Origin of the sequence: Hymenobacter sp. NBH84 (assembly GCF_014217645.1) — a bacterium.
Lineage (GTDB): Bacteria > Bacteroidota > Bacteroidia > Cytophagales > Hymenobacteraceae > Hymenobacter > Hymenobacter profundi.
Genome location: NZ_CP043644.1, coordinates 278,166 through 301,414 on the forward strand (window position 1 = coordinate 278,166; position 23,249 = coordinate 301,414).

Here is a 23,249-nt window from a genome sequence, read left to right on the forward strand (position 1 = left end):
ACCTTACTCGCCATTATGCTTCTTCTTTTATTCTGGCTGTTTTTAACTATTGTATTTTACACTTACGCCGGCTATGCTATTGTTGTGTGGCTGTGGGCCAAAATAGCGCGCCGTACAAAAAATACAGTTGCGGAGAAGTTTGAACCTGAAGTAACGCTAATTGTGCCTGCATACAATGAGGCAGATATTTTGGACGCAAAAGTGCGCAATTGCCAAGCACTCGATTATCCTGCCGAGAAGCTGCGTCTACTATTTATCACTGATGGTTCAACCGATAACTCAGGTCAGGTTTTAGCTGCATATCCTGATGTAATCCATTTGCACCTACCAAAGCGGGCTGGCAAATCGATGGCAGAGAACAGAGCAATGCGGCATGTCACTACTCCATACGTCATCTTTACTGATTGTAATACGGTTTTAAACCCGCAAGCCGTACGTTACCTGCTGCGCCACTATGCCGATCCGACAGTAGGTGCTGTGTCAGGCGAAAAGCAGGTGTTGTCTGACGGGAGCACATCCGGAGCCGGGGAGGGACTATATTGGCAGTATGAGTCTTTTCTAAAGCGCTGTGACTCTGATATTCGCAGTCTAATGGGAGCTGCAGGTGAGTTAGTATCGTTTCGAACTTCCCTTTTTCAGCCTTTGGAGGCAGATACCATCCTAGATGATTTTGTACAGTCCATGCGTATCGTACACGCAGGATATCGGGTAGTGTATGAGCCGCAGGCCTATGCAATGGAGCCGCCATCTTTCTCGCTACGTGACGAAATGAAGCGCAAAGTTCGTATTTGTGCGGGGGGATGGCAGGCAATGAGTCGCCTATTACCTCTGCTCAACCCATTGCGGCAGCCAGTAGTATCATTTCTGTATTTTTCTCATAGAGTGTTGCGTTGGAGTCTTACACCAGCTTTGCTTGCCTTATTGCTCCCTCTCAACGTGGTGCTGAGCTTGTCGCATGGATGGCTATATACCGTGTTGCTTGGCTTACAGATCCTATTCTATGGGTTGGCAGCATTGGGATGGTGGCGGGCTACTCATAACCAGGCCGCCGGGCCCCTACTAGTACCTCTCTATTTTACGCTAATGAATATAGCTGTATTTCAAGGCTTCTGGCGATTCATTCGTAACAACCAGCCTGCTGCATGGGATAAAGCGCAGCGCGTGACGCATGAGTCGGTTACGGTAAGTAAATAAGTAGTCTATGCATGCTCGCAGCCATTATGAAATATGAGCGAGGCTTAGTTCTAGTTCTACACTTAGAACTAGAACTGCTTTGAGAGTTGAATATATTGATACACAGGTGGTAAAGTGAAGAGCTTTAAATTATAAGGTATAATATCGTTATTTTGCATAATTATTTGAATGCAAGATAATTAGTAAAGACTTTTAGCTTTTAACTCTTTTTCTGTTTGAAATGAATTTTGTCTTTGTTAGTCTACAACGTATAAATACCAATCGGGAATCAACTTCTACAAGTTTGGCTAAGGAGCTGGCTCGACAGCATCATAAAGTACTCTATGTTAATTCTCCTCTCGATCGTAAGGAATATTTCTTTCCCTCTTCCGATTCGGGTATAACAGATCATCTGCAGGTAATCAAAACGCAAGCAGATCCCCTGCAAAAACTTGCACCCAACTTGTGGGTACTTTATCCACTACGACGGCTAGACTCTTTCAATTGGATACGCTCAACTAACCTATTTTCCTGGTTAATTAAGCTCAATAACCGCCGGTTGGCTAATGATATCAAGCCAGCTCTAAAGGAGCTGGGATTTGAAGAGTTTATCTTAGTAAATGATAAAGATATTTTTCGCAGCTTCTATTTGAAGGAATTTCTGCAACCTTTAAAATATATTTATCTGGACCGGGATTATACTATAGGAATGCCGTATTGGCGGCGGCATGGCCAAGTGCTGGAACCCCGACTGATGACAAAAGCTGACGCGATTTTCTGTAATTCACTAGACTTTACAACCAATGCACGCCGTTATAATGCCAACAGCTTCTATATAGGTAATGGCTTTGCTGCTAAGCAGTTTACTAGCGATTCGGCCACTGCTGTCCCCGCTGACCTAGCTACTATCGCTGGGCCGCGCATTGGCTATGTAGGAGCCCTCATCACATTACGGTTAGACTTGGACTTATTACGGGAATTGGCGCAAGAGCGTCCAGGGTGGAGCTTTGTGCTAATAGGTTGGGAAGACGAAGACTTTGCGCAAAGCGATTTGCACAAAATGCCTAATGTGTTTTTCTTAGGAAGAAAACATACGCAGGAAGTTCATGCGTACATCCAGCACTTTGATGTTTGCATCAATCCGCAGGTACTGAACGATATTACCCGTAGCAATTTTCCATTAAAGATCCTGGAATATCTAGCATTAGGTAAACCCGTCGTTGCCACCACTACTAATACGATGACGGAGGAATTTAGTAATTACACATACTTGGCCACCAATAAAGAAGAATATTTACAAAAAATAGAACAAGCTCTACAAGAAGAGTCTTTACAGAAAAAGGCAGATAGAATACAGTTTGTTCAAAAATTTAGTTGGGAAAACGTGGTAAAACTGTTTGTTAAACACGTTGATGAAGTATTAGCAAAATAAAATATGAGATAATTATACCTAGTACTTTATTTCCTTTTTAGAAGGTGCCAATTATATATGTTTCTAACATTAACGAACGTATTCATCGAATCCAGTAAACGCTGATCTCTAGGTGGAATAATTCCTCTAACAAGGATATAATCCGATTTTAAAAGAAGTTCTCTCGGACTGTCACGATAATACATATGACCCTGATGAGGTAGTCCACCACTATTTTTTCGCCTTACCATCCCGAACCTATAGTCTATTACTTTGCTAGTAGAAATCCCTTGTTTCTTTACAATAAAATAATTTTGAAAATGGTCATATACCATTCTGCCTCTATAAGCAGGGTCATAGTTCATATAGGATAAGATCTTGGTATTGTCTTGAGGTAGAATTTGCTCAAAATATTTATTTTCCTGATTAAATTGAAAGAAATATTGTGCCCATAAGGTTAGATGAATAAAAGCTAAAGTTATAATTACATAAGAAAAAGAAACTCGATAGAGTATAGGTAATTTACTTCCCATCAGAATAATTGAAAGAAGAAGCATAGTAGAGAAGCGCTCATATAGAGGCTCTTGTCCTGGTATTTTAGCTGGTAATAAGAAAAAACAGATACAATTTACAGCGAAGAATAATATAAGATAGATGGCACTTTCATTAAGAAATCGAAAATGTGTTATGGTTATATTTTTTTTAAAATAATTATAAATAAAGATAATAAAAGGTGCAAAGATGACGCAAGACAACGTGAAAGCTACTACTTTTCCAAGTTTTCCATCAAATAACTGGAAATTATCGGCTATTAAAAAACTAACCCTCTTGGTATACGTTTGCAAAAAGCTGTATTGATAGTAAGACTTTAGAAAAGCAAAAGTAGATTCTTGCTTGTTGTACTGTGTGCTGGTCTCAGCCTGCTTTTGTAAAAAAAACCACCAGTATAATATAAGACTAATTAGAGGGAGTAATGATAGACTATTTAAAATTAATTTTATTGAACTGTTTCTGTATTTGTAAAATAAAAAGGATGCCATCATCAACATAGAGAATAGAGCTACCATTGCATGAAGGAAATAGACAATGATTAGTAAAATAGAAATACTAACCATATAAATAGCATGATTACTATTTCTATTGATTGTTCTTAACCATAACAGTAGAATCAATAAAACAATGTCGTTAGCTACCGCATTCCCGGTAAAGCCGAAGGTTAAGTTATAGCCATAAATCAGAATAAAAGAAACAATAGCAAACCATTTGTTTGCCCGCAATTCTTTTAGAATAAAAAACACTAGTATAGGCAAACCTACTGCCGTAAGTAGATGTAATAGCTTGTTAGCAATCTCTACATTAGGAAAAATGGGAAGAGAAAAAAATAATAAATGAAAAGTGTTGGGATAAAATAGGTAATGAATCGTATAATATTTGTTAAATAGATTGGTGTCACTGCCATAATGTTTAAAAATGACTCCTTCTGCTAAGTGACTTGGTACATCTGCAAATGGAAATAAGTCAATGCTTAGTATTAACGCTGTATGTAAGCAAAGTAGGAAAATAAAAACTAGTTCGAAATTAAACTTACTCTTTAACACGGATAACATTTATTTTTTGATTGTTTGTATTTTGAGTAAAATTAGTATATCTGATGAAATTATTTATATGTATAAGTTGAATCTATAATATAGTAATCCTTTAAGTGTCGTGTGAACAATATATTTACACCCTCTTAAATAATATTTACTATTAAATGAGTTAGATATTTCATATTTTGCATTATTTAATTCAATATATTCTTTCCACTTTTTAGTAGATAATCGTATTCTTCTAAAGAATCTGTTCTGACTTTGATCAGTAAGTCCTTTATTAAATAATAATGTTAAGATACTGTCCATTATTGCCTTTTGCCTTGGGTTCCAATAATGATATACATATTGATTACTCGGATGCACCTCTGTCTTCAGTTGTAATACTAAAGAAAAAGCAAGCTGTTCACTAATTCGCCAAGATGTTTTTTCATAAAACTCATCGCTTAGCGCAAATATATCTTTCATATACTTGGCTATGTTGCTTGGTAAACCTAATACTCCTGAGTTCCAGCTAAGTTGATTTCTATGTAATTGTTCTTCGATATCATCTATATAGAATTTCTTGCTCTCAATCAGATTAATAAAAGAAATAGGGTATATCTCTTGTTGAAAAGAAGCAAAATGCTGTACCGCTTTTTCGAAAGAAAACTCTGCCACGTGCATGAAGCTTTTGCCTTCTTTGAAACTATTAAACCATTCTTTAGGATCAGCTATGAAGAAGGTGTCTGAATCTATAAATAAGACTTCTTCTAACGGGTACTTTTTATACGTTTCGTCTATGATTGCGATTTTGCGGCGGTGGATATAGTTTCCTCCGTTTAGCATAGCATCTAGAATTGGCAAAGTAAGAAGCACATATTCTAAAGGTAAATCTTGTGCGATTGATCTGAAGTAGTCGGGATTATCGGTATAGATGATCGTTCTGACTTCTTCTTTATTCCCACTGTACCAAGCCCAGAAGCTCATAACAGCTCCTATTGCTCGTCTATGTTCTATCATATTTCCATATGATAAAAGTACTAGATTTTTCATACAGCTATATAACCAGAATGTTGGACTCTAAAGATTTGAATGTTTAAATTACCCCAATACAGCATACTATCCTTTGTAAGAATATAGTAGTGGAATGACTAACCTACTTGACTATGTAGTTACACAAAAGTAAGTGTTTACATGTGTTTTAAAAGGAAGAAATAAGCTTATACGTGGATTAATTTATAAGTTTTGAAGGAGCATGCCTACTCTTCACGAATAGTAGATAGGTGTGTACTAACAAAACGCTTATTGTTAAGCGTTTAAAATTAAGTTGGCGCAAGCTGTTCAAGCTGCTATGGCGAGATTGTATTGTTACGGTACTGTAATAAAGCAAGGGGTTTCGCTTACGCACACTCTAAGGGTGTCCACAATACGGAGGTGTTGTTCGTGTAACCTAGTGCCAGTAGGTTGCAGCGTACACAACGTGGCGTTACTGACACCGGGTAACCGTAGAGTGTAGCTGCCAGTACGCCCTACCATATCAGGAATGACAAGTGCGTAAGCCGTATGCTTGCCATGTGTGAGCTTATACACTAGTGGATCTTCGCTCAGGATGCTGGTTACAGCGTAATCGCCGAATTTTTCGATAAACTGTTGCGTATACCAACCTGCCAAGCGAGGCATATCGGCTGGCTGTTGATCGCCACGCTGGAAAAAGCCGCTAGACATATATAGATTAGACGAAGCGTCAGGGTTGGCTACAGGAGCAGGGTCTTGGAGCAGGTAGAACTGGAGCCCATCTGCGCCGGCGCGGTTGTAACATAGCATATCCCGCACGGCCCAATCGGCTTGCGATTGGCGGCGTGTATGCTGTACACGCCCAAATATGTCCGTGATGAGTGCGGCCTGTTGGCCTGTAGGGCCGATATCATATCCCAACTCACCAATATGCACTGGTAACGAACGACCCAAATACTCGTAACTGACGTCTTTCATACGCTTTATCCGCCTCGGTGCCAGAGGAACCATATCAGCCGGCATTCCGTACCGAGTACCCGATTGGTGCTGCTCCAGTCCGTGTGAGTTGGTGTATTGATGAAACTTGATAACATCCCAGCAAATATCAACGCTCCCGTCTGGGCGGTAGCCCCGATTCTGAGCACACCAATCAATCATTGCTCGGATAACACGCGGATTGACACTGACGATACCGCCCATGAACACGGGCATATTTGGGTCGGCGTTTTTGACGCCTACGCCTGGTCCTAGTGTATTATGGTGTCCGTCGTAGAAAGCTGACAGTAACGCTGCCATCTCAAAAGGACTGGTGTAGCGACGGCGGCCATTCCAACCTGCGTTCAACTCGTTACCAGCCTCTATGCCAGCCAGCAGATTAAGTCCCATCTGCTTGTCGGGGGTGTGTAGCAGGTGCGGGTCGAGCTGTTTGTTAGTGCCATAGCGGGCAGCGCTCTGGAAGGCTAGTCGTGCAAACTCGACGTAGGTACTGGGTTTCTGACGGTCGGCAGTAAGGGTTTCATTGAATTTGGTGCGCAGTTGGCCTGTGGGGTGTTCAGGAACAGCATCTGCGGCCGTATAAACGGAGAAATACACGCCGGGTACATTGCGGGTGAGCAGCGTATAGGTGGTGCCTGTCCAGCGGTATACTAATTGCGTTTCCTTATCAATAAAATAGGTCGGCTCATCAGCAGTGTAGGGAAAAAGCGGCGTACGGGCGCCATCGGCACGTAGGTAGCTGAGTGTAGCCGAATTGCCGGAAGTAGGGAAAGCCACCCGACTAACATATTCAACCAAGTTGCCTCGATACTTGTGGTGAGCCGATTCCACACGGCGGTCCGAGCGAGCGGCGTCGAGGTGTCCATCTTCCCCAACCGACGTAGGCAAGCGGTCTATCAGCCACTTAGGAATATCTTTTAGGCACTGAATTGTTTGCACACCCTTGGCCTTAAGCCGTGCAAACCCAAGATCCTGATTCCAACCGCCAGTGTAAGTGGGCGCATAGCGATAGTCTCCTTCTTTCTGCTCAAAAAGTGGCCAGTCGTCGTAGGCTCGATTCCAAGCCATGTAGTTGTACTTGGCCAGCATAGTCGGAATTTCTGGGCTGCCTTCTGGTTTTCCGCCGCTATTATTCCAGGGGAAAGTATTAGAGCCAAGCATATTACGCAATGGTACTCGATGCGTCAGATTGGCTTTTGGCGTAACGTAGGATGTATAAGTGCCCGTAAACTCAATTTCTGTAGGATACGCACCTGCAGCTACCATGTTGCTATTCAAGGAAGTGCGTAAAATAACAGCTTTCACCCGTTGCTGCGTTGTCGGTACGGTATATACGTCAATCCACTGATCGTATGCCTGCCCAAAGAATTGAGCAACGTCTGTCACTTCAGAGCCGTCGGTGAGCAGCAAGCTCACCCGGAGTGGTACTTTAGATGAGCCGGCTCCGTCGTAAAACCGGATTTTAGTTAGTCGCACATCCAGCTTCTTGGGAAATGTGAGATAGGTAACAGCCGGGTCAATCTGATTTTTTGTGTTGTACGAAGTTGGAGTATCAGGAGCATCGGGCGTGGGTACCCCATCGAACCAAGCTATAAAGTTATTATCCGAAGCATCTGGTTGATAAGCCCAATTAGTATCGTAGGGAATATGGCCAGTTAGGCGCGTTCCAGCGGGAACAGAAAAAGTAGGGCCGGCGTCTTCAGTGCCGTCCAATAAAGGCGCGTGTGCATTACGGACCGTATAATACCAGCTTACTAAAAAAAGGATAATAACCGTTATAGCTACAAGGCCTTTACGAAATAAGGGAATAGTTATATGCATAAGGCTTGGGTGGTGATGATATTATTGAAGCTGTTTAGAAAGGCGACAAGTTCAGCATGACCGCCTGACGGCTTTCTAAACAGCTTGATTGTAAACGAAGGTAAGCATAGGTCGATAGTGACCTCCTCCCAGTAAACTAGGCCAGGGTAAAGTAGAGAAATCGGGCACTTGTCGTACCTTAAAAATCAGTGACAATTTCCCTAAAAAAGGCCAAGTTTACTGAGGTTCAGATCGTATTTGCCCTGCGCCAAGCAGACACGGGTGTGGCTGTCGCAGAAGTTTGCAGGAAGATGGGTATCAACAGGGCGACGTACTATAACTGGAAGCCGCTACCGGCGTGGAGATTATCGTGGATGATACGCCCGAGGCCATCATCATTTCGGGCTTCGATCCGGTGCGCCGCGAGGTGGCCCGCCTGAGCCTGCACTTGCTGGTGAAGGACGGCCGCATTCACCCGGCCCGCATTGAGGAGATTGTGGCCAAAACCCGCAAGAACATCGACGAGGAAATCGTGGAAATCGGCGAGAAAACCATCATCGACCTGGGCATTCACGGCCTGCACCCCGAGCTGGTGAAGATGGTAGGGCGGATGCGTTTCCGCTCGTCGTACGGCCAAAACCTGCTCCAGCACTCGCGCGAGGTAGCCAACCTGTGCGCCACTATGGCCGCCGAACTGGGCCTGAACGTGAAACACGCTAAACGGGCCGGCCTGCTCCACGACATCGGCAAGGTAAGCACCGAGGAACCCGAGCTGCCCCACGCCATCCTAGGCATGGAGATGGCCAAGAAGTACAAAGAGCACCCCGATGTGGTAAACGCCATCGGCGCCCACCACGACGAGATGGAGATGACGGCCATGATTGCGCCGCTGGTGCAGGCCTGCGACGCCATTTCGGGCTCGCGCCCCGGCGCCCGCCGCGAGATGATGGAAAGCTACATCAAGCGTCTCAAGCAGCTGGAAGAAACAGCTGTGTCGTTTGACGGGGTGTTGCAGTGCTACGCCATCCAGGCGGGTCGCGAGCTGCGCGTGATGGTGAATGCCGAGAACGTGACTGACGACCGCGCCCAGGAGCTGAGCTACGAGATTTCACAGAAAATCGAGAAGGAAATGCAGTATCCCGGCCAGATCAAGATTACCGTGATTCGGGAGATGCGCGCCGTCGCCTACGCCAAATAGGGTAGGGCAACAAGCCAAAAAAGGCCGCCGCAACGAGAGTTGCGGCGGCCTTTTTTGTGGTGAGTAAATTTTTTTCACAAATGCGCTAACTGCTTGCAACCTATGCCACTCGAGTAAGCTCTTGTATATGTATTATCCACTACACTATTCCTATCCGGCGATGGTCTGCCGGTTGTTGCGGAGCATGTTGCTACGCCAGCCAGCAGACCATCGCCTTTTATGTGTATGTATGACAATGTGTATATATGACAATCACACTACGCTGGGGTAAACGATTTACTCCATTAGGACTGCTGGCAGCCCTGAGTAGCTGTGTAGTGTATACTCCGATTCAACCCAGCGCACCTATGTTGCGCGATAAGGGGCAAGCCGAGGTAGCAGGTAGCGCCTACCTCTTCTCGGGCCGGTTGGAGGGCTCAGCTGCTTACTCGCCAATGCGCCATGTAGTAGTGCGTGCCGCGGGTGCACTTCGCACCGACGGGCGCGACACAACATATTTCCGTACGCGTCAATTGGAGGTAGGGGTGGGTACCTATTGGACTTTAGGGCAGAGGTGGCTGGTAGGAGGCTCGGCGGGCTATGGTTGGGGGCAGAGTGGCCGCGGGTTTCAGGATGCATATTATCTTTGGGGCTTAGGAAGCAAAACTAATTAGAGGGGCTGTTGACGAAGCAATTTAAGTAAGAGTTTGTACAGGTCTTCGTGGCGATGATTGAAGCGAAACTCGGCCTCTTTCAAGTGTAGTAAAAACGTATGGTTGGGCACGCCCTTGAAGCGTTGCAGATGGGCTTTGGCAAAGCTCCAAAATGATTCAATCCCGTTGATATGCGAGGCTCCCTGGACAAACTCGTTCTGCCCATGATGCACCCGAAAATGACGGTCGTAGCCCACGTCCACCAAGCCATCATAGCCGCGCCAGCCATCGGTGTTGACCATCGCCGTGACATCAATCTTACCCCGAATAATAGCTTGCAGGGTCTTTTTCGAGCAATCCGGGACGATTTCCGTGTATACCTGAGCCCCGCGTTTGAACAGGCCAAAGACAATGGTTTTACCCCCCGCTCCCCGGCCCCGTTTGCCGCGTACGCGCCGCGGGCCGAAGTAGCTCTCGTCCAGTTCGACGGCCCCGTCCAGGTCAGCCGGCACCGGGCTGCAAGCTAGCAGCCGGTGGCGCAGGCGCAGGTATATGTCGTTGACCGCGCGTACGCTCAGACCCGTCAGCCGGGCCGCGTCCGAAGCCGTCAAATCCAGCGCGAAAAGACGCAACAAGTAGCGAAATTTGACCTCGGAAATTTTGCTGCACTTATAATAGCGGTTAGTTTGCTGCATAACAGGAAGTTATGCCCCATTCCTCGCTTTTTGCTTCCTAAGCCCCTATCTTTTTCTGTTCCAGCGCGATTCGACTATCACCTATCAATATAATGCGCGCTACGGCAAGCCGTTCGGCGACGTATTTGTGGCGTACGAGGATGGGCCTTTCACAATGGGGCTAGCCTATCGGCTTTCGCAAGTGCATTTTACTACCCTCACCAACAACAACCAACCCATTAGCCTGCGCCGAATGACGCGCAACGAGCCCATGCTGTTTATGCGCTTCGGTAACCGGCAAGGCGTATTACAGTGGGCCCAGCTGCAATTGACGCTCAGCGCCTCGTGGTCGGCCGATCTGGTAAGGGGCTCAGCCCCAGTAGGCCCACTGATTACCGATGTGAAAGCCGGCGACTTATTCACTTCCATTGGAATTGTGGTATACCCGCACCGGTTCAAACGGGTTCAGTATTAAGTTCTTGCCTGTTCTTCCGAAATTCTTCGGCAAGTTCAGAAGCACGTTTTGGAGAAATTCTAAGCAGCCACACATTGGCACAAGCGAAAGCCCGCCCGGAAAAATCCGGGCGGGCTTTCGCTTGTGCCAATGTGTGGCTGCTGGTGCTATTGCTGCCAGCCGCCGCCCAGGGCGCGGTACACGTTCACGGTAGCATTCAACTGCTGCATCTTGGTTTCGATCAGGTCGAACTTTGATTCCAAGGCGTCACGTTGGGTGAAGAGCACTTCCGTGTATTCGGCGCGGGCCGAGCGGAACAAGCTGTTGGAGATGGTCACGGACTGGTTCAAGGACTGCACTTCCAAAGCCTTTTCATTGTAGCTCTGGGCCAGGTTGCTGATGTTGGCCAGCTCGTTTACTACCTCTACATAGGCGTTCAACACGGTGCGTTCGTAGTTGTAGGCGGCCTGGGTTTGCACAGCGTTGGCACTGCCGTACACAGCTTTGATACCGTTGCGGTTCACCAGCGGCGCTACCAGCTCCCCTGCTAGATTATAGAGCATCGACTCGGGGGTAGAGAACAACAAACCGGGCTTGAAGGCCTCAAAGCCCACCGAGCCGGTAATGCGCAGCGAAGGGTAGAAGTTGGCCCGCGCCACCTGCACGTCTAGCTTAGCAGCCGCCAGGTTCTGCTCGGCCTGCCGGATGTCGGGGCGATTTTGCAGCAGCTGCGAGGGCACGCCCGTTTGAATGACCGTCGGAACTAAGTCGTTGAACGTAGCGTCGTTGCGGGCAATCGGGCGGGGGTAGCGGCCGGTTAGGAAGTTGATGCGGTTTTCGGTTTCGATGATGCGCTGCTGAATGCCGTATTGCAGGCTGCGGGTGTTGTGCACCTGGGCCTCAAAACGTTGCACGGCCAGCTCCGTGGTGCGCGCCGATTCCTTTTGCAGCTTCACCAGTTCCAGCGCATTGGTCTGAATCTCAATGTTCTGCTGCACAATTGCCAGCTGATTATCGAGGGCCAATAGCTCGAAGTAGGAGTTGGCAATTTCGGCAATCAGGTTGGTGATGGTGAAGTTCCTACCCTCCACGCTCGACAAATACCGCAACGCCGCCGACTTGCGCGAGTTGCGCAGCTTGTGCCAGATATCTACCTCCCAGCTGGCAAAGGCGCCTACCCGGTAGTTGGGCAGCGGGTCGGGCGTACGGTGCTCGGGCTTGATGTTCACGGCCTCTTCCGTAGCGCCGCGCAAAGTGTAGCGACCGGGCCGCTCGGCCTCGCCATTAACTCCTATGCCTACAAAGGGTAGGTACTCGCCTTTCCGGATTTGCACCTCGTTGCGGGAAATCTGGATTTCCTGCAAGGCAATGTTCAACTCTTGGTTGTGTTGCAGGGCGGTATCAATCAGGGCAACCAGGTTGGGGTCGGTGAAAAACTGCTTCCACTGCACCTGCGCGGCGCTAACGGTATCCTGCGAGGCAGCACTGTTGTAGCTGGTGGGCACGCGGCGATTGGCATCTTTCATGACCAACTCCGGCATTTTGCAACTTCCTACTGCCAGCGACAAGCAGGCTACGCTTATATACTGATAAATGCGTTTTCTAAGCATGAGCTTCTACTTCTTCAACTAGCACGCGAGGCTCTACGCCTTCGCTCATCGGATATTCGTTTTCGTCTTGGATCAGCTTGCGCCCTTCGGCCAGCTTGCCAAATACATAGTACAGGCCGGGCACAATCACTACCCCGAACACGGTGCCGAACAGCATGCCGCCCAGCGCCGCCGTACCAATGGTGCGGTTGCCAATGGCGCCCGCGCCAGTAGCCAGCACCAGCGGAATCAAGCCCGCAATGAAGGCAAAGGAGGTCATTAGGATAGGCCGGAAACGGGCCTTGGCGCCGGCAATGGCCGCATCGCGCACCGACATGCCGTGCTCGTGCTCCTGCACCGCAAACTCCACAATCAGCACGGCGTTTTTGCCCAGCAGGCCTACCAGCATCACCAGTCCTACCTGGGCGTAGATGTTGTTGGCCAAGCCCAGCATCTTGATGAACAGGAACGAGCCGAAAATGCCCGCTGGCAGCGACAGCACCACCGCCAACGGCAGCAGGAAGCTCTCGTACTGCGCGGCCAGCACCAGGTACACAAAGGCCAGCACCACCAAGAAGATGTAGATGGCCTCGTTGCCGCGGCTCACCTCGTCTTTCGACAAGCCACCCCAGTCGATGTCGTAGCCGCGGGGTAGGGTTTCTTTCGCCACTTCCTGCACCGCCTTAATGGCCTCACCCGAGCTGAAACCCGCTGCTGCATCGCCGCGGATGGAGGCCGTGGTGTACATGTTGTAGCGGTTGATTTCGTTGGCGCCCTGGGTCTTCACAATCTTCATGAAGGCTGAGAACGGCACCATTTCGCCCCGGTCGTTCTTCACCCACATATCCATCACGTCCTTGGGCAGCTTGCGGTACTCCGGCGAGGCCTGCACATACACCTTAAAGAAACGCTGGTATTTGATGAAGCCCAGCTCGTAGGTCGAGCCAATCATGATACTCAGCGTGTTCATGGCGTTGCCAATGCTCACACCTTTCTGCATGGCCAGTTGGTTATCGATCTGCAACTCATACTGCGGATAGTTGGCCGAGTAGAACGTAAACAGACCGGCCAGTTCCTTGCGCTTGTTCAAAGCCGCCATAAATTCCTCGTTCACTTTTTCCAGCGCCTTGTAATCGCCGGTGTTGGTTTTGTCGAGTAGTTGCAGCTGGAAACCGCCCGCCGCGCCGTAGCCCGGTACTGCTGGTGGCTCGAAGAATTCCACGGTCGCGCCGGGAATTTGCTTGGCCTTTTTCTCTAGCTCCTCCACAATGTCGTGGATGGATTCCTTGCGCTCCGACCACGGCTTAAGGTTAATCAAGCACGTGCCGGCGTTGGAGCCCCTACCTTCCGTAAGCACCTCGTAGCCCGCTAGGGTAGAGATGCTCTGGATGCCGGGCACGTCCTTGGCCAGCTCATAGAGACGCTGCGAAATGTCATTGGTGCGCTCTAGGGTAGAGCCGGGCGGCGTCTGAATGATGGCGTAGAGCATGCCCTGGTCCTCGCTCGGGATAAAGCCTGAGGGTAGGGTAGAGGAGATGCCGAAGATGCCCAGCCCGAAAATAATCAGGATGCCGAACGTAAACACCCGCCGGTCAACCACCTTTTCTAGCAGGTTTGTGTAGCGGCCGGTCAGCTTCTCGAAGCCGCGGTTAAACCAGTCGATAAAGCGGTTGATGGGTGTCTTTTTGCGCGGCTGACCGTGGTTATTCTTCAGAATCATAGCGCACAACACCGGCGTCAGCGTGAGGGCCACAACACCAGAGATGACGATAGACGTAGCCATCGTAATCGAGAACTGACGGTAGAAAATACCCACCGGACCGCTCATGAAGGCTACAGGCACAAACACCGCCGTCATCAAAATGGTGATGGCGATGATAGCGCCGCTGATTTCGCCAATCACCTCGCGCACCGCGCCGTACGGCGACAGGTGCTTTTCCTCCATCTTGGCGTGCACGGCTTCCACCACCACAATGGCGTCGTCGACCACAATACCGATGGCCAACACCAACGCAAAGAGCGTTATCATGTTAATGGTGAGGCCAAACGCCTGCATCGCCACAAACGCGCCTACCAACGAAACCGGAACCGCAATGATAGGAATGAGGGTAGAGCGCCAGTCGCCCAGGAACAGGAACACCACCAGCGCCACCAGAATAAAGGCATCGCGCAGGGTGTGAATTACGTTTTCCGTCGACGCATCGAGGAAGTTCGACACGTCGTAGCTGATTTTGTAGTCCATGCCAGGCGGCATGGTTTTCTTCAGTTCTTCCAGCTTGGCTTTCACCGATTTAATGACCTCCGTAGCGTTACTGCCGTAGGTTTGCTTCAGCACAATAGCAGCCGAGGGGTAGCCGTCGAGGTTGGAGTAGATGTCGTAGAATTCCGAACCTAGCTCCACGTTGGCAATGTCCTTCAGGTGTAGAATTTCACCATCAGGATTGGCCTTAATAATCACGTTCTTGTACTGCTCCACATCGTTGAAGCGGCCTTGGTAGGTGAGTACGTATTCCAGGGCTTCGGCCCTACCTCCGTCGGAGCGGCCAATACGACCCGGCGAACCAATTACGCTCTGGTCGTCAAGTGCCTTCATCACGTCGTCGGCCGACACGTTATAGGCGCGCATACGATCGGGCTTCAGCCAGATGCGCATGGCATACTGCCGGCTACCCAGGATGCTGGCCCGGCCAATGCCGTTGATGCGCTGGATTTCGGGTATCATGTTCACCCCTGCAAAGTTGAACAGGTACTTCATGTCCGTGTTCTTGTCTTTGCTGTACAGGTTCACGTACATCAGCATGTTGGGCACCACGCGGTTCACAATCACGCCTTCGCGCTGCACCAGTACTGGCAAGCGGTTGAGCACCTGCGCAATACGCGTGTTTACGTTTACCACGGCCTGGTCGGGGTCAGTGCCTAGGTTGAAGACAATCTGGATATTGGCCTCGCCGGCACTCACGGCGTCAGAGGTCATGTATTTCATACCGGGCACGCCATTCACGGCCTGCTCCAGCGGAATAAGCACCGACTCCGTGAGCACCTTGGCGCTAGCGCCAGGGTAGGCCGCCGACACCATCACCATGGGCGGCGAAATCTCGGGAAACTGCGACGTAGGCAGCGTATTGATGGCCATGACGCCCAGGAACACAATCACCACCGAAATCACGATGGCAAAGACTGGCCTGCGAATGAATTTACTGAACATAGAATGCTGATTTTTAGCTGATGGCTATTAGCTGTCAGCCGTTAGCTTTTCGTTGAGAAGAAACAGCCTGCATTTTGTCTGAGCAGAAGCTAACAGCTAACGGCCACCAGCTAACAGCTCATAAAAGCACCTATTCGGAGTACACTTTCAGGTGCGAAATCACCTTCTCCGGCTTCTCGTACTCGTACTTGATTTTCTCGCCGTCTTTCACCTTTCGAATGCCTTCCAGCATAATCCGGTCGTCGGGTTTCAGGCCATCGGTAATGATGTATAGGTCAGGCATTTCAGAGCCTACCGTTACCTCGCGCTGGTGCACGTGCTCGTCCTTGTCCACCACGTACACAAACTTTTTCTCCAGCACCTCGAACGTGGCTTTCTGGGGGATGATGAGGGCATTTTTGAGCGGTACCGTCATCAGCACGCTACCCGTTTCGCCATTGCGCAGCAGGCTCTTGGGGTTAGGGAAAGTAGCCCGAAAGGCAATGTTACCGGTTTCGTTATTGAAGTCAGCTTCAATGGTTTGCACTACACCAGGTTGTGGGTACACCTGGTTGTTGGCCATCAATAAGTTTACCTTTTCCAGGTTGTTGGTCTTAGCCTCCTTGTAAGCCAAATACTCTGCTTCGGGCACGTTGAAATACACCCACATCTTGCTGTTGTCCGACAGCGTCGTGAGCAGGTCGCCTTCGTCTACGAGGCTACCCAGCCGGGCCTGAAAGTGGTCCATGATGCCGTTGAACGGCGCCCGAATGGTGGTAAAGCCCAGGTGCGTTTGGGCCAGGGCCACATCAGCTTTGGCCTTATCGTACTTGGCTTCGGCCAGCGCCAACTCACTCTTCGACACCACGTTGTTGTCGGCCAAGCGCTTGGTGTTCTGGTATTCCAGATTCACGTAGTTCGCCTCGGCCTGCGACTTTTTCAACTCGGCTTGGTAGATCATGGGCATGATCTGAAACATGAGTTGCCCCTGCTTCACGGTCTGCCCCTCATCCACGAAAATCTTTTGGAGGTAGCCCTTCTCCAGCGCCCGCAGCTCAATGTGCTGGATGGAGTGAATCTGCGCCACGTACTCTTTGGTAATGGTGGTGTCTTTTTGCAAAGGGCTGGTAACCAGATACTCTACCTTTTCTTCCTTTTCTTCTTTTTTGTCCGCGCAGCTTGTGAAACCATACAAGCCGCACCAGCTCACGAACATGAGCATGAACACTTTTTTCATAAGAACTTGGGGTAATATGACAGACAGTTGACGATGCCAGAAATAATGGCGGTGGGTAGGGTAGGGCGGATAAAAGAGCGGTTTTGGAATGCGCTAAAAAGGAGTGTCGCCAGGGTTGGTAGGCGAGGTTGATGCTACAAAGCAAGCATCGCTACATGAAGCCGGTATGAAGCATCGTGCCCCGCGTAGAGGAAATTCTACTATTCTTCGTGACCTCCAACGCATGTTCTATAGCTGCTTTTTCTGCACTGAATCAGTAGTAATAAGTAGTTGTAAGACAGTATTTTATGGCATAAAAAAAGCGGTTATGCAGCGCACAGCGCTGCATAACCGCCAAAACAAATTCCTCGGAGAGGTAGTGGTTTATTTACTCAGGTATTACTTCTTCTTTGGGTTTTCGAGTTTTGAGAACAGGTTGTTCAAAGCTTCCGCCCAGGTAGGGTGAGCAAAAATCATATCCTGGAGCATCTCGCAGGTGATGTTGCCGTGCATAGCCAGTTGGAGCATCGACATAATCTCGCCGCCTTGCTCGCAGAACACGGCCGTGCCCAAGATGCAGTTCGTCTTGCCATCTACCAGCACCTTGATAAAGCCCTCCGTAAAGCCTGTTTGCTGGGCGCGGCCAATAGTTTTGACCGGCATGTTGGCCACTCGATAATCCAACTTTTGCTCCTGAGCCTCGTGCTCCGAGAGGCCAATGCGGCCAAGCTGTGGCTCCGTGAACACCACGTACGGTACATCACGGCCTTTTTTCGAGCGGTTTTTACCTTTCAGAATATTGTCGCGCACGATGCGGTAGTCGTCGTAGCTCATGTGGGTGAACTGGGGTCCACCGTGTACATCGCCCAGCGCGTAAATACCGCGCACATTGGTGTGGAACTGGTCGTCGACCAATACGTAGCCGCGGTCATCGGTTTCTACCCCGGCTTTGTCGAGGCCCAGCTCTTTGGTGTTGGGTTCCCTACCCACCGCCACCAGCACATGCGAGCCTCGCAAACGCCGTTCCCCGTCAGGAGTATTTACCGATACCGTAAACTGCTTTTCGGCGTTCTGCGAAACCCGGTGTGCTTGTGAACCGAGCAGAAACTGCACGCCTTCGCTCTCCAACAACTGTTGCATGGCCTCGCACACGTCTGCGTCTTCGCGCTCCAGCACCACATCCGACGACTCTACAATCGTCACCTCACAGCCCAAGCGCCGGTAGAGTTGGCTGAATTCCAAACCGATATACCCACCACCAATAATAATCAGGTGCTCGGGCTTGTCCTTTAAATCTAGAATAGTGGTAGGCGTCAGGAAATCGGTTTCCTGTAGCCCATCAATCTTGGGAATAGCGGCGCGAGTACCAGTGTTGATGAAAATAAGTGGGGATGTCAGTGTTTCGGTGCCGCCCGTAGTAAGGGCCACGCTGAGCGTGTGAGGCGCCGTGAAGCTAGCGTGCCCGTCGAAAAGCTGCACGGGGTTTTCCTGGTCCGTCAGGTTTTCGTGGATGCCTTGGCGGAGCTTTTCCAATAGAGCGTCCTTGCGCTCCACAATGGTCGGCAGGTCGATGGCTTCCACTTCCACATCAATCCCATACGACGCATCGGTGTAAGCGTGGTGCGCTCGTTCAGACGACGCCAGCAGGGTTTTGGTGGGCACGCAACCGTAGTTGATGCAGGAGCCACCCAACAGGTTTTTCTCAACCAGGGCCACGCGGCGGCCCTCTTTGACGAAAGCAGTTGCCAACGGATTACCGGCCTGGCCGGAGCCAATTATAATAACATCGAAAGATTCGGGCATAAAAGCAGAACTTTAGGCGACAAAACCAGCAAACTGGCTCGTAGCCGTGCGCTTGCATTGGACAGCTATACGAAGCTCAGCCGTTGACGGCTAGGCAGTATACCGTAAAAATTTGCTGGTTTTGGCCTCATTTTCGCCCGCTTTCGGCTGTATGCTGCTTTTCGCTCGTTTTCTTGTTCTGCTGCTCCTGTTAGGACTGTCCAGTTGCGCTTCGCTTTATTTTCCGCCGCCGCCACAAGTGCCGTTGCTCACGCAGCAAGGCGAGTTCAGCGGGGGGATACATTCCAATTTCGGCGGCAATACCTCGTTGCAGGGAGCCTACGCCGTCACCAATGGATTAGGAGTGATGGGCTCGGCCTCGTTTCTGCATAGGAACAAGCCCAAGAAGGCCGAAAACTTCGACTTCTTCGAGGCGGGTGCCGGCTACTTCACTCGCCTACCCGACCAGCGGGTGCTGGAAATCTATGGTGGCTACGGCCTGGGCTCCTCCGACCGCACCGACCGTACGCGCGAGGGCGTAGTAGAGCAGCGCCAAGAAGGCAACCTGAACAAGCTGTTTTTGCAGGTGAACTACAGTGCCAAGAAGCACCAGACGTTGCACCTATTCGGCAATCATTTCCCCCTCAGCTATGGCACTGCCCTACGCCTGAGCCACGTGGAACTGAGTAACTTCAAGCTCGATGGGGTAGCCACTCGCGGCGAGGATAATATTTTCCTAGAGCCCATTACCTTCTCCCGCGTGCAAGTACTAGGTCCAGTGCAGCTACAACTCATCAGCGGCGGCAACTTCGGCCTGAAGCACCGCAAGTACCTGCGGGCGGCCAATGCGGTGTTTCAACTGGGGGTAGTCGTGAATTTGGGCGGGCAGGAGGGTAGGAGGTAGGAAAGAGGAAGTCTAATATTTCTCCCTTGATATTCTATTTAATGCACTATTAATCATTATTTTGTAAAGCGTTTTGTTTGTTTCGTCGACAATCAAGGAAGTCTTAAAAATCAATTAGTTCGTTTTTTTGCTGTAATCTATACTATCTTCTTTGTGCTGTCCACTTACAAGAAGATGCTATGCTACCTTATTCTATTCTTGCTACCACTCGGGTCTGCATTTGTGGGCTTCTACTAGCTGGTTGTGGCGTATACGTGCCCATGGAGCCAGCGATGCCACTGGTATCCACTCAGGATCCGGTAGAGCTACATGCTTCTGTGCAATACGATGGCCATGTAGAGGCAATGGGAGCTTACACACCCTTGCCGCATGTACTGATGACTGTAGCCGCTGCTATGGCCATAAAGCTGGGTGAACAGAATTACCTAGTAAATAGACAAGCTGAGATAGGTCTAGGGACCTATTGGAAGCTGGGAAACAAATGGTTACTGAATGGTATAGGTGGTGCGGGCACAGCTTATGGAGAAAGAAAGGAGAGTGGCTTTTTTAGTTCAGGTTATAATAGGGGTAATTACCAGAAGCTTTTTGGGCAGGCAGGCCTAGCATACCAAAAGCATAAAGGTGCTGTCGGCATAACCTATAGGCTTGGTCGGATATACTATCGAAATATTCAGCACAATGATAGTAGACCCATTCCACTCTTTCGTGATACGCGTCATGAATACAGCCTATTTTATCGTCATGCGCTCGGCAATCAGCAGAAATGGTACGTGCAATCTATTTTAGGATTATCACTAAGCTCTTTGCGGCCATCTGACGATAATTATAGACCATTTGCCTCTGATAAGTGGTTTGCAGCTGGTGGAGGAGAGTATTTATTTAGTATTGGTGCAGTTTGGCGACCTAGTATAAGCGCGCGAAAAAGTCAATAGCAAGAAAAAAGCTCCGGCAATTGCCGGAGCTTTTTTCTTGCTAAATATAGTGCAGACTTACGCCTCTACCTTCTCGCCATTCAGTACTTTCAACATCGTCTCGCCGATGTTAGCGGGCGAATCCACCACGTGGATGCCGCACTCGCGCATGATGGCCATTTTGGCTGCGGCCGTATCATCGGCGCCGCCTACGATGGCACCGGCGTGGCCCATGCGGCGGCCGGGAGGGGCGGTCTGGCCGGCAATGAAGCCAACGACGGGTTTCTTGTTACCGGTTTCTTTGATCCAACGGGCTGCCTCAGCTTCCATACCACCGCCGATTTCGCCAATCATCACGATGCCCTCAGTTTCGGGGTCGTTCATGAGCAGCTCTACCGCTTCTTTGGTGGTGGTGCCAATGATGGGGTCACCGCCGATGCCGATGGCCGTGGTCTGGCCAAGGCCGGCTTTGGTGAGTTGGTCAACGGCTTCGTAGGTCAACGTGCCCGACTTCGACACGATACCGATTTTGCCTTTCTGGAAAATAAAGCCTGGCATGATGCCTACTTTGCACTCGCCGGCAGTCATCACGCCGGGACAGTTGGGGCCAATCATGCGCACGCCCTCACGATCTTTGAGGTAGTGCTTCACGGCAATCATGTCCTTGGTAGGGATGCCTTCTGTGATGGTCACAATCACCTTGATGCCAGCATCAGCGGCTTCCAGGATAGCATCGGCGGCGAAAGCCGGGGGCACGAAAATGATGCTGACATCGGCGCCGGTTTCGCGTACAGCGTCGGCTACGGTGTTGAACACCGGCCGGTCGAGGTGCTGCTGACCACCCTTGCCGGGCGTTACGCCACCCACCACGTTGGTGCCGTACTCAATCATTTGCTGCGCGTGAAACGAGCCTTCAGAGCCGGTGAAGCCCTGCACAATCACTTTGGAATCCTTGTTAACCAGAACACTCATTAGGAAATGGGTTTAAGGGAGATATTCGCTGGAACGACAGCTGCCCGTCGGGGCGGCCGTGCACAAAAGTAGGTTTTATTTATAGGCGGCACAAAGCCCGCCGCAATGTGGGTTGTTGCAGCTCTCTTTTGCACCGAAGCAAACGCAAGAAAGTGCATACGGCACCAATCGGCCCGCCGAAAATCCGTACCTTTGCGGCCTCAATTGCCCACCCCACCCCAGGCTATGTATCTGAATAACATCACCGAAGCTATCGGTAACACACCCCTCGTTAAGCTCCAGAAAGTCACGGAAGGCATCCGGGGCACTGTGCTAGCGAAGGTAGAATATTTCAATCCCGGCAACTCGGTGAAAGACCGCATGGCGGTGAAAATGATTGACGATGCCGAAAAAGCCGGTATTTTGAAGCCCGGCGGCACCATCATCGAAGGCACCAGCGGTAACACGGGCATGGGCCTAGCACTAGCCGCCATTGCCAAAGGCTACAAGTGCATCTTCACGATGAGCGACAAGCAAGGCCAGGAAAAGCGCGACATTCTGAAGGCCGTGGGGGCAGAAATCATCATCTGCCCCACCAACGTGTCCCCCGACGATCCGCGCTCTTACTACTCGGTGGCGCGCAAGCTGAACGCGGAAATTCCGAACTCGTTCTACCCCAACCAGTACGACAACCTCTCCAACACCGCGGCCCACTACGAAACCACCGGCCCCGAAATCTGGCAGCAGACCGAAGGCAAGATTACGCACTTTGCGGCCGGGGTAGGCACGGGCGGCACCATCAGCGGCATCAGCAAATACCTGAAGGAGCAGCACGCCGGCGTGGTGACGGTAGGGCTGGACACCTACGGTTCGGTATTCAAGAAATACAAGGAGACGGGTATTTTCGACGAAAACGAAATCTACCCCTACAAAACGGAGGGCATCGGCGAAGACATTCTGCCGAAGAACGTGGACTTCGACCTGATTGACCTCTTTATTAAGGTAGCTGACAAGGACGCGGCCGTGATGACGCGCCGCCTTGCCCGCGAAGAAGGGCTGTTTGTGGGCTGGTCGTGCGGCTCGGCGGTGTACGGCGCGTTGGAGTACGCCCGCGAGCATCTCACCGAGGAGGATACGATGGTAGTGGTACTACCCGACCACGGCACGCGCTACTTGGCCAAGGTGTACAACGACGATTGGATGCGCGAACAAGGCTGGCTGTAGGCTACGCTATAATCAGCTATATTTGATAGATGCCGCTGCTAGCGAGTCACCAAACTTATGTCGAAGAAACTGCGCAATATCGTTCTGGTGGACGACAATGAAACCACCAGCTTCCTGAACAACCGTCTGTTAAATCGTTTGGGAGTAGCCGATACCATCCACACGTTCACCCAGGCCGAACCGGCCTATGAGTTTCTGTGGGGTGCCAACCGTGGTGGCGAAGCTATTCCGGAGCTGGTATTTGTTGATTTGAAGATGCCCGGCATCGACGGCTTCGAGTTCCTGCGCATGTACGACCGGCTACCCACCGACATCAAGCAACAAACGGTGCTCACGGTGCTTACCACCTCCATGCACGCCGCCGATACGGCCCGCGTGGCTCAGTACGAAGGGGTGGAATACCTAGCAAAGCCGCTGACGGAGGAAAAGATGCAGAAGCTACTGGAAAAGCGGTTTTAGTCTTTAGAAACTAAAAAAAGCGTGTCATCCGGAGCGGAGCGAAGGACCTTCTCACATTGAACGGCAAGCGTACAACGACTCGTTCAACGTGAGAAGGTCCTTCGCT

General features: G+C 50.1%; 16 protein-coding genes and 3 pseudogenes. 10 read left to right on the forward strand and 9 right to left on the reverse strand.

The window, feature by feature from the left end:
• Positions 1-15: 15 nt before the first annotated feature.
• Together F1C16_RS01200 and F1C16_RS01205 are read left to right on the forward strand one after the other, a co-directional pair.
• Complete coding sequence (locus tag F1C16_RS01200) at positions 16-1,194, forward strand: glycosyltransferase family 2 protein (RefSeq protein WP_185282575.1); 1,179 nt, start codon at positions 16-18, stop codon at positions 1,192-1,194.
• Between the two features lie 283 nt (positions 1,195-1,477).
• Positions 1,478-2,605 carry a glycosyltransferase gene (locus tag F1C16_RS01205; RefSeq protein WP_219733380.1) on the forward strand — a complete coding sequence of 376 codons (1,128 nt, stop codon included), beginning with the start codon at positions 1,478-1,480 and terminating at the stop codon, positions 2,603-2,605.
• A 26-nt stretch (positions 2,606-2,631) separates the two neighbouring features.
• Here F1C16_RS01205 and F1C16_RS01210 read toward each other — a convergent pair whose 3' ends face one another.
• The 3 genes from F1C16_RS01210 to F1C16_RS01220 form a co-directional block, all read right to left on the reverse strand.
• Positions 2,632-4,182 carry a hypothetical protein gene (locus tag F1C16_RS01210; RefSeq protein WP_185282577.1) on the reverse strand — a complete coding sequence of 517 codons (1,551 nt, stop codon included), beginning with the start codon at positions 4,180-4,182 and terminating at the stop codon, positions 2,632-2,634.
• Between the two features lie 63 nt (positions 4,183-4,245).
• Positions 4,246-5,208: a hypothetical protein gene (locus F1C16_RS01215; RefSeq protein ID WP_185282578.1), complete on the reverse strand. Its 963-nt coding sequence runs from the start codon at positions 5,206-5,208 to the stop codon at positions 4,246-4,248.
• A 315-nt stretch (positions 5,209-5,523) separates the two neighbouring features.
• Positions 5,524-7,986: a hypothetical protein gene (locus tag F1C16_RS01220; protein ID WP_185282579.1), complete on the reverse strand. Its 2,463-nt coding sequence runs from the start codon at positions 7,984-7,986 to the stop codon at positions 5,524-5,526.
• Positions 7,987-8,180: 194 nt separating this feature from the next.
• Between F1C16_RS01220 and F1C16_RS22895 the strand changes: the two are divergent.
• From F1C16_RS22895 to F1C16_RS01235, 3 genes and pseudogenes are all read left to right on the forward strand, one after another.
• Positions 8,181-8,312, forward strand: a pseudogene (locus F1C16_RS22895) (transposase); the annotation flags it as partial.
• A pseudogene (rny, locus tag F1C16_RS01230) lies at positions 8,306-9,163 on the forward strand (ribonuclease Y); the annotation flags it as partial. The pseudogenes F1C16_RS22895 and rny, both read left to right, overlap by 7 nt.
• 347 nt (positions 9,164-9,510) lie before the next feature.
• A complete protein-coding gene (locus F1C16_RS01235; protein ID WP_185282581.1) occupies positions 9,511-9,816 on the forward strand; it encodes a hypothetical protein in 306 nt (101 codons plus the stop codon).
• Here F1C16_RS01235 and F1C16_RS01240 read toward each other — a convergent pair.
• Positions 9,813-10,490, reverse strand: a complete 678-nt coding sequence (locus F1C16_RS01240; protein WP_185281262.1) for an IS1595 family transposase — start codon at positions 10,488-10,490, stop codon at positions 9,813-9,815. The genes F1C16_RS01235 and F1C16_RS01240 overlap by 4 nt on opposite strands.
• A gap of 181 nt (positions 10,491-10,671) precedes the next feature.
• On the opposite strand from F1C16_RS01240, the gene F1C16_RS01245 reads away from it, so the two are divergent.
• Positions 10,672-10,944, forward strand: a complete 273-nt coding sequence (locus F1C16_RS01245) for a hypothetical protein (protein ID WP_185282582.1) — start codon at positions 10,672-10,674, stop codon at positions 10,942-10,944.
• Positions 10,945-11,090: 146 nt separating this feature from the next.
• Here F1C16_RS01245 and F1C16_RS01250 read toward each other — a convergent pair whose 3' ends face one another.
• The 4 genes from F1C16_RS01250 to F1C16_RS01265 form a co-directional block, all read right to left on the reverse strand.
• Positions 11,091-12,533 carry a TolC family protein gene (locus F1C16_RS01250; RefSeq protein ID WP_185282583.1) on the reverse strand — a complete coding sequence of 481 codons (1,443 nt, stop codon included), beginning with the start codon at positions 12,531-12,533 and terminating at the stop codon, positions 11,091-11,093.
• A complete protein-coding gene (locus tag F1C16_RS01255) occupies positions 12,526-15,717 on the reverse strand; it encodes an efflux RND transporter permease subunit (protein ID WP_185282584.1) in 3,192 nt (1,063 codons plus the stop codon). The genes F1C16_RS01250 and F1C16_RS01255 overlap by 8 nt, the downstream gene beginning before the upstream one ends.
• A 130-nt stretch (positions 15,718-15,847) precedes the next feature.
• Positions 15,848-16,933: an efflux RND transporter periplasmic adaptor subunit gene (locus F1C16_RS01260; RefSeq protein ID WP_185282585.1), complete on the reverse strand. Its 1,086-nt coding sequence runs from the start codon at positions 16,931-16,933 to the stop codon at positions 15,848-15,850.
• Between the two features lie 378 nt (positions 16,934-17,311).
• Positions 17,312-18,715, reverse strand: coding sequence for a mercuric reductase (locus tag F1C16_RS01265; protein ID WP_185282586.1), 1,404 nt, complete (start codon positions 18,713-18,715; stop codon positions 17,312-17,314).
• Positions 18,716-18,866: 151 nt separating this feature from the next.
• On the opposite strand from F1C16_RS01265, the gene F1C16_RS01270 reads away from it, so the two are divergent.
• Together F1C16_RS01270 and F1C16_RS01275 are read left to right on the forward strand one after the other, a co-directional pair.
• Entirely contained in the window at positions 18,867-19,598 is a 732-nt protein-coding gene (locus F1C16_RS01270) for a hypothetical protein (protein WP_185282587.1), read from the forward strand.
• A gap of 317 nt (positions 19,599-19,915) precedes the next feature.
• Positions 19,916-20,530, forward strand: coding sequence for a hypothetical protein (locus F1C16_RS01275; RefSeq protein ID WP_185282588.1), 615 nt, complete (start codon positions 19,916-19,918; stop codon positions 20,528-20,530).
• A gap of 57 nt (positions 20,531-20,587) precedes the next feature.
• On the opposite strand, the gene sucD is transcribed toward F1C16_RS01275, so the two are convergent.
• On the reverse strand, positions 20,588-21,481 hold the full coding sequence (gene sucD / locus F1C16_RS01280) for a succinate--CoA ligase subunit alpha (protein ID WP_185282589.1): 894 nt from the start codon (positions 21,479-21,481) through the stop codon (positions 20,588-20,590).
• A gap of 225 nt (positions 21,482-21,706) precedes the next feature.
• Here sucD and F1C16_RS01285 point away from each other — a divergent pair.
• Positions 21,707-22,681, forward strand: a pseudogene (locus F1C16_RS01285) (PLP-dependent cysteine synthase family protein); the annotation flags it as partial.
• Positions 22,682-22,741: 60 nt separating this feature from the next.
• Positions 22,742-23,143 carry a response regulator gene (locus F1C16_RS01290; RefSeq protein WP_185282590.1) on the forward strand — a complete coding sequence of 134 codons (402 nt, stop codon included), beginning with the start codon at positions 22,742-22,744 and terminating at the stop codon, positions 23,141-23,143.
• Positions 23,144-23,249 lie beyond the last annotated feature (106 nt).